This window comes from Brevibacillus sp. HB1.3, assembly GCF_013186635.1.
GTDB lineage: Bacteria > Bacillota > Bacilli > Brevibacillales > Brevibacillaceae > Brevibacillus > Brevibacillus brevis_D.
In genome coordinates this window covers 189,005-202,360 of the sequence record NZ_JABMIT010000010.1, presented here as the reverse complement: position 1 = coordinate 202,360, position 13,356 = coordinate 189,005, and the positions used below count along the sequence as shown (strand labels likewise).

Sequence of the window (13,356 nt, the reverse complement as noted above, 5' to 3'; positions counted from 1 at the left end):
AATTATTCGTACAAACTAGACCTTTCTATCATATCAAAAACAGAAGGCGAAACTGCATACAAAAAGCCTCGAACTGTACTAGTCGAGGCCGTGAAGGCGAGCTGGTCAACAGCTTGTTCCTATAAAAATCCATACTCTCCTAGCTTAATTTGCACTTTTTCTTACGTAGCTCCCTGCAATGATGATCGAATTCGTATATCCGCCACTTACATTATCGAAACCTGAAAGTAAGGTTGGAACCCCCACAAATTCAACCGTATCATCTTCATAGATATCTAAAGCACCTAAGTAAACAACTTGGTAGCTATCCTCTTCGTCATTGTCGACATGTAGGACCGAAATGGTTCCGATTTCCGGTATTACTCCCTCTTCGATGCTCAACACCGTTCCTTTATCTTGAATCATGTAGCATGATACTTGGAAATATTTTTATTCATATGTTTCGGTTGCACATTTTGATCGACTAATTGCTGGGCTTCCTTCACTTTCTCTCCAGTTGCCGGGAACAGATGGGCATGTTTTTCCAAATACGCTTTAGATTCCGGTGGAAATTCTGCTTCCGCTTCAAAGCCATTCACTTTATGTAAGGTCAGTACAGCCATCGAAAGGTACGTAGCGACATTGTTTTCTGATTCTGCGACTACTTCTTTCCCTTCACTCGTGGAAGAAGAGCCTTGTGTGGCTAAATTGGAAAACACGGATGATGTACTTGAATTGGATGAACCACATCCCGTAACGATAATGCAGGAAGTACACGCTTTCCTACCGAATGATCTATTTACATGATAGAAGGAAGGTGAAGCAATGAACGCACTCTTAGTCATTGATGTGCAAAGCGGAATTGTGAATGGTGGGGATTACAAAGAGGAACTTTTTTTGATGGAACAAGTAATTAAGGATTTTAAAGAGTCCAATCGTCCTGTCATTTTTATCAGACATATCGATGCTGCAGAAGAAAGTCCACTGAATAGAAGCTCTATCGGTTCTGAAATACACCCTCCATTTAAAGACTATTCCGACTACTTGATCGAGAAGCAAACCCCTAGTTCCTTCTTCCAAACAGAGCTCACACAAACTTTAGAAAACGTAGGGGTCGAACATCTTTTTATAATCGGTTTTGAGACGGAATTTTGTTGTATGTTTACGGCGATCGCTGCCTATGATCGCGGATATAAGGTGACGTTCATTAAGGACGCAACTGGAACAACAAATACGGCCGAATCTTACGACATGCAAGGTTTAGACATTAAACGGTTTGTAGGAACCGTTCTTCGTTGGTCGAGTGTCATCGAAGTAGTAAACTACGCCGAGTACGCTGAAAAATACAAGTGATGAGTAGCGTGTATCTGTTATCCAAGGACTCGCCATCGATATTCCATTGTGGATGAAATGGCGGGTTTTTCCTATGTATCATTTTATTTATGAATACGCGCTTCGCCCCACTCGCACATCAGATTCAAGATCGTCCGCAAGCTCTCTCCTTGCTCCGTAAGTGAATATTCCACTTTTAAAGGAACCTGATGATAAACGGATCGGTTGACCAATCCATCTTCTTCGAGCTCACGTAGCTGTTGGGTCAGCATCTTTTTCGATGCGCTTGGCATATATCGATGCAGCTCACCGAATCTTTTCGTACCTTCTTTTAACAAACAAAGAATAACAACCTTCCACTTCCCACCAATTACTTCCAATGTCGCTTCAACGGGTACGTTATATTGTTTCGTTTGGATATCGCATTCCTCCATGCTTTTTTCCCGATTGGTTTGGTACCTTTGTGTACACCTGGTTCCCGGAAATTATCTACTTTTCGGCTATATCCCCATCCTATTATACTCAAATTAGCTTCCGAAATGGAGGAATTACCTTCAACTACGATCCCAAACGTTCAGTCATTGCTATATGACAAAAGATGTCATAATTGACGGCTTATACTGAATCCAACAACGAAACGATTGGAGGATTTCAGTGTGAAAAGTCTGCGTACGTTTGCAAAATGGGTAATGATTGTAGGATTGTGCTTGATGTTCGTTTCCTCTGGTATTTACAAGCTAATTGGTCATCCAGAGGCCACATTCGCCTTCCAAGGATTCGGGTTTCCCCCTTGGTTCCAAGTTGTGATCGGTTTGGGAGAAGTGCTCGGCGGACTGGGTTTATTGATGAAAAAGTATGCACGTTACGCCGCCTATACACTCGCAGTCATTATGCTTGGTGCTACAGTCACTCTTCTTTTACATGGTGACACATCTACTGTTGTGATTCCGCTTGTCTTACTCTTTGTTTTCTTGCTGATCGGTCTACGCCGATTTAATCCTTCTGCTCGCTAACAAGGCCGCTTAGTTCCCACCCGTAACCAGGATTTTAACACGAATTTTCCATGTTTCACCAGCAAGTTCACTATCACTGCGGCTGGACCTTCCCATGTAGAGAAGAATTATTTACCACATACCCTTCTGCCCGAAATCATAGTAGGTAAAGATAGTAAAAAGGAGGGATGACATGTGGATCAAGAAAAAGTAACCATCAAGATTAACGACAATGGATCAATTCGTGTTACCGGTGCAGTTGAGCTACTGGATGGAGCAGGTGACAAGTATGAAGTCGGTTCATCTTTTTCGCTCTGTCGATGCGGTCAATCCGAGAAAAAACCGTTCTGTGATGGCACGCATAAAAAAGTAGGCTTTGAAAGTGCACCACGAGCAAAAGAATGATCCGAAAGAGCGCAGATGCGCTCTTTTTCTCTTTTCAATCTCACTTTATGTCAAATTGTTTCCCCGCCGAACAATTTAGCAGCATGCCAAATTCTCGTTTTGATTGACGTCGTTTATTTTTTATCACTATGATAAAGACAATCCGATCTATACGTAATGACGGAAGAACTTTCCTTCGTCACTGATCGCTGACAAAGTTAGGAGTACACAACCATGTATGCACAAGTTATACGTTACGATCAATTTGGCGAGCCCCATGAAGTATTGAAGGTTGAACAACGGCTGATTGAACCGCTAAAGCAAGATGAGATTTTGGTGAAAATGAGCGCACGTCCTATTAACCCCTCGGACATCATCCCGATTCGTGGTGCTTACAAGCATCGCATCAACCTCCCCGCTATTCCTGGGTATGAGGGGGTTGGTACCGTTATTGATACAGGTCCTTCTGCTCCCCGCTCTCTAATCGGGAAACGTGTTCTGCCTTTGCGCGGTGAGGGTACCTGGCAAGATTACGTCAAAACGACAGCCGAGCTAGCCATTGAGGTTCCTGATTCGATCCCGGATGATATCGCCAGTCGGTTGTACATCAACCCCATTACTGCGTGGGTCATCTGCAAGGAGACCCTTCAACTGTCTTCTCAGCAGGTTTTGTTAGTCAATGCAGCCAACTCAGCCATTGGCCGCTTGTTTATTCAACTATCCGCTCTTTTTGGTTTTCGGGTAATCGCCATCGTCCGAAACGCAAGATATACCGAGGAGTTGATGCAACTCGGGGCGTGGCATGTCATCGACGGTTCACATGTTTCTATCTATGATGCCATCATGAGTGTCACAAACGGACAAGGTGCACATGCGTCTATTGATTCCATTGGCGGGCCAGACGGTTTAGAGCTGGCGAAGTCTACACGTGCTGGCGGGATATTCTTATCGTTAGGCCTTTTATCGGGAGTTCAAGTAGATTGGTCGATCATCTCGAAAGAGCTTGGCGTTCTCCCACAATTGTTTTTATTGCGCCACTGGAATCAACGGGTTTCCGTTTCTACCTGGCACGAGACGTTTGAGAAAGTCATCGAGCTCGTTCAGAATGGGAAGCTCCTTATAGCTGCGCCTGGAGAAAAATTTGCTTTGCAGGATGTAAAAGAGGCCGTGCAATTTGCGGAGAGCCGACATCGTACGGGGAAAGTCATCTTGGTGTAAACACCAGAAAAATACGCTGGGGAAGATCTATCATGCAGCACCTCATGGACTATAAGTGGTGTCAATAACACTGAAGCCAAAAATGACCGTTTTCTCGCCCTTTTTGGCTTCAACGAAACATAGGGGGCCTTATGGCTAAACATGAAAAGAGGTTTCTTAAAAATTATGAATCAAAAGCCTCGGAATATCTGAACGATAAAGAAAAAGCTTCTCATCTCCTAAAAAAAGCAATGAAAAAAGCTGATAAAAAAGCGCTCGGTGATGTTTGGGAGAATTTACAGCTACTCTTTAGTATTTTCGGTGATTGGACGAGTGGGAAATACCGAACAATCCCTGTTAAATCCATCTTGATGATTATTGGCGGGATTTTGTACTTTGTTTCACCCGTAGACGCCATCACAGATTTTATTCCCGTTGTTGGTTTACTAGATGACGCGACAATCATTGGATTGGTGTTTCGACAAGTGAGCAGCGACCTTACTCTATACAAAGAGTGGAAACAAAAGGATTTTTTACAGGAATAGCTTTCATCCATTTTAATAGAGAAGTGCTTTGATGACGCTTCACCAGTATTTACACCATACATTTCCAACGTTAATGCTTAGACCCCCTTTGTTTTATAACTGGGATATCGGAATCCGTTTTGAACTGGGCGTGGACTACCATTACCATAACGTTTATGAAAATTGCCCCTATTTACAGGGGGTTTATACGCGAGCGATTACTTTATGTAAGACTTTACATGCACCTAACGATGACATTTATATCGTAGTGGATGTAAACGATTTTGGAGACGGTGGAGCTTTCAAGCGTAAATTGAACGTCTTTTCCAAATATGTGAAGAACAAATCCCTTTTGTATAAGCTGCAACAACACACTATCCCTTTTGTTTTTCCAGAAGACGATGAGAATGAAGCCTATCGAACACATCGATTCGCCTTGAAGTGTAAGACATCGGACTTTTCATTTGTTCCGATGATAAAAGCAATCTGCCGTCAGGATATGGGATTACAACCACATATTTTTCACCGGGTCTACATTATCAATACGAGCAAACAAACCATCTTTCACATCTATGACGATCGAGGCTGTGATTTATTAGCCACTTCTCCTGAAACAATCAGAGGGATTTATGAAAGCTATTCGCATTGGATTTTAGACTATGACAGAGCCAAGATCGATCAGGTATTTTCGTAAATGGAAGCCGTTATGGCAACACATTTCCTGCAGATCGATAGATGTCATACCACTCTTCTCGCGTCAAACGAATATCGGCGGCTTTCACGCATGCTTTCATTCGGTCGATATTCGTCGTGCCAATGACAGGCTGCATGTTCGCCGGGTGCCGTAGTAGCCAAGCGATGGCGATTGTCGTGTTGGATACCTCATATCTAGCTGCAATTCCATCGATTTTCTTGTTCAGCTCAGGAAATTTCTCGTTTCCAAGAAATGACCCCTCGAAAAATCCATGCTGGAATGGCGACCAAGGCTGAATGGTAATATCATGCAGCCTACAGAAGTCGAGTACACTGCCATCGCGGTTCACAGCCGAGCTGTTCTCCATATTGACGTTAAAGCCCTGCGAGATTATTGTCGCGTTCATAATGCTGAGCTGCAACTGGTTCGCCACGATTGGTTGCTTCACATACTTGTGTAACAGCTGGATTTGCATCGGATTTTGATTGGAGACACCAAAGTAGCGGACTTTTCCCGTGCTTTCCAGAAGATCGAATGCTTCCGCTACTTCTTCCGGTTCGACAAGCGTGTCTGGACGGTGCAACAGCAAAACATCCAAATATTCAGTTTCTAGGCGCTTTAGAATGCCATCTACTGCATTCAAAATATGCTCTTTAGAAAAGTCGAACATGCCGGGCCGAATACCACATTTCGATTGCAACAAGATACGTTCGCGAACGCTAGGGCTCATCTGAATCGCTTCTGCAAATACTTCCTCACAACTGCCTTTTCCATAAATATCTGCATGGTCGAAGAAGTTCGCCCCTTCTTCAAGCGCCGTTTGTACGAAGCGCTCCGCTTGCAGCTTGTCTAGTGAGCCTATTCTCATGCAACCGATTGCGATGACAGGTACCTCTAACTTTCTCGTGCCGAGTGGTATGGTTCTCATGTCAATCCTCCGATTTTTTTCCAACTGGTATCATAAAGAAAGGACGGCTTGTTTAAGCGGATTATCATGTGAGCTCATTGGTTTATTCTACTCTCAAGACTGAGAATCCTGCGGGAATGGAGCTCGGGATGGATAAGGAGAATGTACAAATAAAAAGTCCTTCCAAAATTTCCATGGAAGGACTTTGTTTGGTGTAACTTCCCTGCACCCTTGTTTCTTCTGTTCAGAGAATATAAAGTATTTCACCTCACAGAAAGCTAATTTACCTTTCCTTAATTCTTCTCTATTTTTCCTCATCAGTTCCGTTTAGGATTCCAATTTTCCCCATCTCTCTATACTTTTCATATCGCTGTTGTGTAAGCTCTTCTGGAGACATTCGTACCAATTCTTTTAGAGATGATTCGATTGCAGATTCAACCATTTCCGCCTGCCATTTTATATCATTTTGTGCTCCACCTTTCACTTCAGGAATGATTTGATCAATAATTTCTAAGTTCTTCAATTCTTTTGCTGTAATTTTCATATATTCAGCCGCTTTTGGAGCATACTTAGCATCTTTCCATAATATCGATGCCGCTCCTTCCGGAGAAATAACCGAGTACCACGAGTTATCTAGCATATGAATATGATTACCGATACTAATACCAAGGGCTCCACCACTTGATGCTTCTCCTATTACAATACAAATAATCGGTACTCTAAGTGTTACCATTTCAAATAAATTACGAGCTATTGCCTCAGAAATTCCACGTTCTTCAGATTCTCTCCCCGGATAAGCACCTGAAGTATCAATGAATGTAATAATAGGGCGATTAAACTTTTCAGCTTGTTTCATAAGGCGTAAAGCTTTTCTATAACCTTCTGGGTGTGCCATTCCAAAATTTCTTTCTATGCTTTCCTTTGTGTTCCTACCTCTTTGGTGACCAATAATCGTAACAGGCATGCCTTTATATTTCGCAATTCCACCGATTATTGCTTTATCATCTCCATATAGTCGATCGCCATGAAGTTCGATAAAATCTGTAAACAATAACGGAATATAGTCCAATGTTGTAGGCCGGTTACGAAGCCGAGCAATTTGAACTCGTTGAAATGGTGAAATATTCGTATAAATTTCAGATTGCATTACTTTTAATCGTTCTTTTAATGCATGAATTTCTGAAGATAAATCGAGATCATTTTTTTCCATATACTTCTGTAATTCATCGATTTTTTCTTTTAATTCTATAATTGGTCCTTCAAAGTCTAAACTCATTCACGGCCTCCTTCTATTACGATTTTCCATTCCTATTTAAGGAAGCGGATTTAGCTATCGAGTTGATTAAGAGTTCAAAGCCATTGACAACTGTTTTCCGTTCAGCTTCTGATAAATCATTGAGAATTGCTTGATAAAAATGAATCGATTGTTCCCGTAAAGAAGCAACCGTTATTTTACCTTTTTCTGTGAGATGTAGATAAACTTCCCTTCTGTTTTTTTCATTTACTTCACGGCAAATAAGCTCATTTTTTACCAACTTGTCTACTAATCTACTTACCGATGATTGTTCTAATTTAAGCTTGTTAGCTAATTCCCAAATAGTTAATTTCTTGAGCTCTAGTTCTTCTAACGCCATCATTTGGGAAACCGATAAAGGTTTTTCAAACAGATCTTTTGGAATTCTTTCTGGTTCGAGAATTCCAGTCATTCTAATAAATTTTTTAATATCTGTTCTTAGTTTCAAGGCATCTTCCCTATTCATAAGAAATTAATTACTCCCCTCAACTAGTGTCTTGTGCATAATATGTACAATACATTAATTGCATTATACATGAAATTGATGTAATAACAAGTTACCGACTTATTTCACATCCAAAGAAAACCATTAGTTATGAAAAACTTGTAGGGAATTTGATAATAAATAAACACAACAGATTATTAAAGCTAACTGTTGTGTTTATTGAAGCATTTACCCCAGTCATTTGCTAGAAATGGCAAAAAGTCGGTTCGTTTTTCATGATCACTTTTTTTAGCTAGATATTCCCTAAAAGTGTGGACATATTTTTATGATTGTTAGCGAGCCAAATCATTTCCTTTGCAAAACGAGCCGGAGGTACACTATGTTGGTCCATGTTAGAATTAATCCACCATGGGCTTTCCATATACCACAACAACTGCAATGAATTTGTTAAGTAACCATCCATAACGGTGCGTTCCTCACTGTATCCCTCAATAAACGCTGAAGCCAGGGAAACGTCAAAATAATCATCTAAGGCACATGACATAACTGCCCGTGCAACATCAAGTTGAGGATAATCATATTTCAGTCGATCAAAATCTAGTATTGCAGTTAATCGATTATGATCAAATAAAATATTATCGACCCAGAGGTCACGATGTGCCCACCCAGTAGAAAGTATTTCCAGATTTTCAATATTCATTTCTTCAGTTGCTTTAAGTTGTGTCTCTATATCATCAAGCAATTCGATCTTCCCAGCTTCCCTCGCCTTTTTCAAAACTGATTTCCAATGTGCTAAACGCTCTTCACGGCTTGGAGGAACAAATTGGGGAGTATCTTTAGAACCAAGTGTCCCGTCGTTTAACAATCGATGCATTTTTCCAGTTGCTCGACCTAGATTGTATACTTGATGTGCATTAGCTTTACCTGGCGAGACTAGTTTGCCCTGGCAATATTCCATGACAATAAAGAGTTCTCCTTTATCTGATTCAAGCAGGATACTTTCATCGTGTGACAAAAGATTAGGACATTCAAGGCCTTGATTATTTAATCGAACCTGTTGAGAGAATGCAAACTTTAGATCCTCAGGATTATACAGCTTAAATCGTTCTTTATTGAATTGTTTAAGTAAGAATTGCCCTGATTCAGTCGTGACTCTCCATTTCAGGTTTAACCAACCACGTTTTATTGGACTGGATTCAATTACTTCCAATCCAAAAAAATGATGGGAAGCTCTAATTAAGTCTTCCAATATCAATTCCTCTGTCAATATGGACTCCATTTGACCACCTCTACTTACCGTTTTCGTGTTTTTCTGCAAACATTGCTGCAAAAACAAGAAAAGCCCTTGTAATCAAAGGCTTTTCTACCATTTCGTATGGAGCGGGTGATGGGAATCGAACCCACGCCGCAGGCTTGGGAAGCCGGAGTTCTACCATTGAACTACACCCGCATGATGATACCGCATTCTATTCCAACCACTTCCAATTATATAGCTGTCTGAATTATTTGTCTAGTGCCTCCAATCGAAGGGAGCTGTGCCACTCCTACAAGAAAAGACCGCCGGGCATCGTCCCCGTTCGGTCTTCTCTGCTTGTTTTTTTCCATCAGGCATGCGCAAACGTTTGCTGCGAAATAATTCGTCCACTCTCCATTTTCACTACCTGATCAGCAAGATGGAAATAGCGATCGTCGTGTGTGATCGCGATGACACATTTCCCCTGTCTTTTCATTTCTGGCAGCAAGGATTCATAAAAGAATTGACGATACTCAGGATCTTGGTCTGCTGCCCACTCGTCAAAGAGGAAAATAGGTCGGTTTCTTACCAGACTGAGCATTAAGGCAAGACGTTTACGCTGACCCGTTGACAGCTTCGTCGTGCTAAACGTTCCCGTTTCATCCACTTCTACTTTGTCTGCGATGCGAAGCACCTCTAAATATTTGTTCACTTCTTCTTGCTTCGCTTGGTAATCGATTCCGTACATCTTCTCAAATAGGTAGAAATCACTGAAAATCGCAGAAAAGAATTCGCAGCGTTGATCAGCATTCACTTTTTGGCCATTCATGAAAAACTCGCCCTCATCCTGCTCATACAATCCGGTGATTAGCTTGGCAAACGTTGACTTCCCGCTGCCGTTCCCACCTACAATGAAGACGATTTCCCCTTTTTGGCAGGAGAAGTCCAGCGGCCCTACGGAAAACTCTTCTCCCTCCTTGTTTTTGTATCGGAAACACACCTGTTCCGTTGAAAACGACTCAAAATCTTGCGCGTTCCGCTCAGCTAAGCTTTCCTCTTCTCTTCTCGTTTCCACTGATAAGGAATCAAGCAACGCATTCAGTCGCTGCCAGCTGATCTTGATCCGAATCAGCTCCGGTACTGCATTCAAAATACCGTGAACAGGCCCTGTCATATACAAAAAGACAAACACATAACTAATCAGCATCTCTTTTTGAAGCGAAGGGAATAGGACCGGGAATAAAAAGGCAACCGTGCCGATTACCACGACGAAAAGCAATTCCCCAATCAAATACACGTTCACAAATTTAAATTGGCCCGCTGATTTCTTATGTCGATAGTCAGAGCAGCTTTTTTCCATATCTTCTTCGAACTCTTTTCGTTGCGCCTGCGTCAAATACAGCTCCTTGAAGCCTCCAATCATATCGGTTATATAGGAGAAAAACACATTTTGGATGTCTCTCGTTTCCTCCCATACTTTGTTTGCAAAGCGACCTGCCAGCGTATACAAGCCTACTGCCACAAAAATGACCGCCAAACAAAACAAAAATCCGTATAGATCCAGCGAGCCCAGATAAATGAAGCAAAACACGAGTGTAACCGCACTCGTCAGTGCCACGACGACACTATTGGCGAACGTACTAATCGTTTCCGTATCGTTATTTAACCCCGCATATATTTCACCGTTATCAAGTGTCTCGTACTTTTGATAAGGGGTACGAAAAATTCTACGGATCAGTTCCATTCTTTTTTCGTATACGATTTCATTTGTGATGACAATCAGCCGGCTGCGCATCATTTTCTCCCCGATGATATACAACAAGATACCCAGGAGAAAATACAGGAAAATGGAGGCGTGAAACTTGTTCGTAGAAGTAAGCGCCAGATTGATCATAAAAATAATCAACGCATTTCCAAATCCGCTGATAAGCCCCTGTATGACAATAGACGTCATGGATGTTTCTTGCGATTTCGGGAACAAGCGGATGAGTGTGATATAGACATTAAACAGAGCGAGTCCTGTCACCAATGCGTACATGGCATAAAAAATGGTGATGGGAAGCCAGACCTCGATGAATGGCCACGGTAAGCCCATAAAAAAAACGTCTGGCAAATAGTATAAGGCGGCTGTCAAAACACTGCCCATGACAACAAATGCAACAAAGGATGCAAAACAGATTCGCCCCGCATTCGCGGCGAGTTTTCGTTCGCCTCGGTAAACTTGCACGAAAATCTGCACGATCCCCCCAACAAGTAGCAACAAAAGGATGCCAAGGATCACAAGAGAAATGCTTGCCAGGCGATCCGCTTGAAGATTGGTGTCGGACACGACTACGGGAGCTTCTTTGCCTAGTACGAGATTGACGGCCCCTTCAGCGATAACCGATGCGTTCAACGAATTGAGATTGGTCAAAACGACGGCGCCCAGCTTTTCTTCTGGACGAAATACCATGTACGAAGAAAAGGCAGGGTTATTGCCGCCGTGCGAAATTTGCCCTCCACCATCCTGATAAATCATCCAGCCTGACGCATACGAGAAACCGTCTGCAGCAGGAGCTACCGAACGATCAGGAAGTTGGGAAGCGCGCACCAACTCGGGAGGAAACGAAGATGCCTCCAACCCTAGCTGAATCTGCAACCATCGTTCCATATCGTTTAAATTGGAAACGACATAACCCGCTGGCGTATTTCCACGATAATCAGGCGCGTCATACACTTTTGGGGAAAAGAACTCGATTTTATGCCCTCTTGCCATCCCCTCCACGGGTGCCTGTGCCTTCAAAAAGGTTTGGGTTAGTCCCAATTTGGCAATGACCTGTTGTTGTACATATTGCTCATACGTTTCTCCGGTGACTTTCTCAACAATATAGCCCAGGATATCGTAATTAATGGTGGCGTATTCATACTCGGTCCCCGGCTTGCGTACCAGTTCAGAATGATTGATGGCTCGCACAGTTTCTTCGATCGCATTTTCACTAGAAGAAATAGGGATGGAGCCAATGCTTTCAAACGGAATCCCGCTGGTATGGTACAGCAAATGCTTAATCAGGATCGTTTCCGGTTGTCCTTTATATGTAACACCGAACCACGGAATATAGTTCTGAACCGGGTCCTCCAGCGAAAGTCGTTTTTGCTCGACAAGCTGGTGAACGGCTAGCGCTGTAAATGCTTTGGAGTTCGATCCGATTTCAAACAATGTGTCAGAAGTAACCGGCTCTTGCTTTTGGGTGTCAGAGAAACCAAACGATTGCTTGTAAATGGTTTTCCCCTCTTTGACGACCACAACGGCTGCACCTGGGATTTTTTCCGACTCCATTGTCTGATTGACCAGCTGTTCGATTGCCGTTCCGATTTCCGTATCTTGTCGAATGCTTGTTTCGGCGTACACGGGCATACTGCCAAATAGTACGAGAACCAAACCCATCAGCAAGAACGCTAATTTTCGTCTCGACTCCTCTATGATCTTTTGCAGAATGATCCACTCCTTTATAGGCACTGCGTCTGTGGGAAAGACCGCAACCGCAAGAAAACGAGCACATGCTGCCAATTGGGATTGGATAGAAACCGTGGCGAATCAAACTCGCCACGGTTTCTTATTACGCATCGCACATATACACGGGTTTCGAGTAGAGGCGCAAGGTTTCTCTCCATTTTTTAACCAATCGCTCCCATTGTTCTTGCTCGATTTGCTCTTGTTTCAATAGGCTAATCGGAATACACAAGTTTAATAGACGCCCGTCTATTTCAAAACGGGTAACACCCGCAGGCAAAACATGCCCTTCCGATACGATACGCTCCAATTCAGCCAGACTGATTTGCGGGAACCGTATCAAGGCAGATCCTGTTTCCGGCCATTCGAGCATCCCTGTAGGCAGACGGTGCACCGGATGGCTATAGTTGTAACTGTCAACCAGTTGACGCCATAGCTTCATTCGCCACTCATCATCCTGCCGATTTTCATTTGGATACAGATAGAAACGTTCGTTGTTCCCTATCTTCATTTCTGCCACAGGTGTTTCTCGTAAACGCTCTGTTTCCCATCGAAACACAGAATCTTGCTCCACTGATTGCAACCATGCAGCGACTGGCACAATATGATCCCACATATCCAAGTGAAAATCCTCTTGCTCCACTACCTGTACGGGGATATGTTTGCACCCAAGCGCTTGAAGAGCAAAGGTCCGATGTGCACCATCAATGATCAAATACTGGCCGTTTTGCATGAGAATCGCCAGTGGAGGATGGCGCAAAATCCCTTCCTCCTCAATGATCTGTCTGGTCTTGTGTAGTCGCTTATTTTCATGTGACTCGTGCAAACAAATACGAGATGACTCTACCAGTTTTAGATTTGCTAGCACATCGTACAAAATGGTA

At 42.8% G+C, this 13,356-nt stretch carries 15 protein-coding genes and 1 tRNA gene; 6 read left to right on the top strand and 10 right to left on the bottom strand.

The window, feature by feature from the left end; translation table 11 throughout:
* Positions 1–144: 144 nt before the first annotated feature.
* Positions 145–405, bottom strand: a complete 261-nt coding sequence (locus tag HPY31_RS28925; protein ID WP_253901898.1) for a hypothetical protein — start codon at positions 403–405, stop codon at positions 145–147.
* Positions 402–698 carry a hypothetical protein gene (locus HPY31_RS28920; RefSeq protein WP_253901897.1) on the bottom strand — a complete coding sequence of 99 codons (297 nt, stop codon included), beginning with the start codon at positions 696–698 and terminating at the stop codon, positions 402–404. The genes HPY31_RS28925 and HPY31_RS28920 overlap by 4 nt, the downstream gene beginning before the upstream one ends.
* A gap of 106 nt (positions 699–804) precedes the next feature.
* On the opposite strand from HPY31_RS28920, the gene HPY31_RS21960 reads away from it, so the two are divergent.
* Entirely contained in the window at positions 805–1,332 is a 528-nt protein-coding gene (locus HPY31_RS21960; RefSeq protein ID WP_172142450.1) for an isochorismatase family protein, read from the top strand.
* A gap of 83 nt (positions 1,333–1,415) precedes the next feature.
* Here the strand turns inward: HPY31_RS21960 and HPY31_RS21955 are convergent, their stop codons facing one another.
* Entirely contained in the window at positions 1,416–1,745 is a 330-nt protein-coding gene (locus HPY31_RS21955; protein ID WP_015891469.1) for a winged helix-turn-helix transcriptional regulator, read from the bottom strand.
* A 222-nt stretch (positions 1,746–1,967) separates the two neighbouring features.
* Here HPY31_RS21955 and HPY31_RS21950 point away from each other — a divergent pair, with 222 nt between their 5' ends.
* The 5 genes from HPY31_RS21950 (at position 1,968) to HPY31_RS21930 (ending at position 5,102) form a co-directional block, all read left to right on the top strand.
* Positions 1,968–2,324 carry a DoxX family protein gene (locus HPY31_RS21950; protein WP_172142449.1) on the top strand — a complete coding sequence of 119 codons (357 nt, stop codon included), beginning with the start codon at positions 1,968–1,970 and terminating at the stop codon, positions 2,322–2,324.
* Between the two features lie 174 nt (positions 2,325–2,498).
* Positions 2,499–2,708, top strand: coding sequence for a CDGSH iron-sulfur domain-containing protein (locus HPY31_RS21945; protein ID WP_016743559.1), 210 nt, complete (start codon positions 2,499–2,501; stop codon positions 2,706–2,708).
* Between the two features lie 213 nt (positions 2,709–2,921).
* A complete protein-coding gene (locus HPY31_RS21940) occupies positions 2,922–3,905 on the top strand; it encodes a zinc-dependent alcohol dehydrogenase family protein (protein ID WP_172142448.1) in 984 nt (327 codons plus the stop codon).
* 131 nt (positions 3,906–4,036) lie between these two features.
* Entirely contained in the window at positions 4,037–4,429 is a 393-nt protein-coding gene (locus HPY31_RS21935) for a YkvA family protein (protein ID WP_172142447.1), read from the top strand.
* A 31-nt stretch (positions 4,430–4,460) separates the two neighbouring features.
* Positions 4,461–5,102, top strand: a complete 642-nt coding sequence (locus HPY31_RS21930; protein ID WP_172142482.1) for a DUF3885 domain-containing protein — start codon at positions 4,461–4,463, stop codon at positions 5,100–5,102.
* Between the two features lie 10 nt (positions 5,103–5,112).
* On the opposite strand, the gene HPY31_RS21925 is transcribed toward HPY31_RS21930, so the two are convergent.
* The 7 genes from HPY31_RS21925 to HPY31_RS21895 form a co-directional block, all read right to left on the bottom strand.
* On the bottom strand, positions 5,113–6,030 hold the full coding sequence (locus HPY31_RS21925; RefSeq protein WP_172142446.1) for an aldo/keto reductase: 918 nt from the start codon (positions 6,028–6,030) through the stop codon (positions 5,113–5,115).
* Positions 6,031–6,313: 283 nt separating this feature from the next.
* Positions 6,314–7,285 (bottom strand): acetyl-CoA carboxylase carboxyltransferase subunit alpha, encoded by a 972-nt coding sequence (locus tag HPY31_RS21920; protein ID WP_172142445.1) that lies wholly within the window; start codon positions 7,283–7,285, stop codon positions 6,314–6,316.
* Positions 7,286–7,301: 16 nt separating this feature from the next.
* Complete coding sequence (locus HPY31_RS21915) at positions 7,302–7,769, bottom strand: MarR family winged helix-turn-helix transcriptional regulator (RefSeq protein WP_172142444.1); 468 nt, start codon at positions 7,767–7,769, stop codon at positions 7,302–7,304.
* A 271-nt stretch (positions 7,770–8,040) separates the two neighbouring features.
* Positions 8,041–9,027: a phosphotransferase gene (locus HPY31_RS21910; protein WP_172142443.1), complete on the bottom strand. Its 987-nt coding sequence runs from the start codon at positions 9,025–9,027 to the stop codon at positions 8,041–8,043.
* A 97-nt stretch (positions 9,028–9,124) separates the two neighbouring features.
* A tRNA-Gly gene (locus HPY31_RS21905) sits at positions 9,125–9,198 on the bottom strand.
* Positions 9,199–9,352: 154 nt separating this feature from the next.
* Positions 9,353–12,412: a cyclic peptide edeine export ABC transporter EdeA gene (edeA, locus tag HPY31_RS21900; RefSeq protein WP_172142442.1), complete on the bottom strand. Its 3,060-nt coding sequence runs from the start codon at positions 12,410–12,412 to the stop codon at positions 9,353–9,355.
* 166 nt (positions 12,413–12,578) lie between these two features.
* Entirely contained in the window at positions 12,579–13,340 is a 762-nt protein-coding gene (locus HPY31_RS21895) for a ParB N-terminal domain-containing protein (RefSeq protein ID WP_371811757.1), read from the bottom strand.
* Between the last annotated feature and the right edge of the window lie 16 nt (positions 13,341–13,356).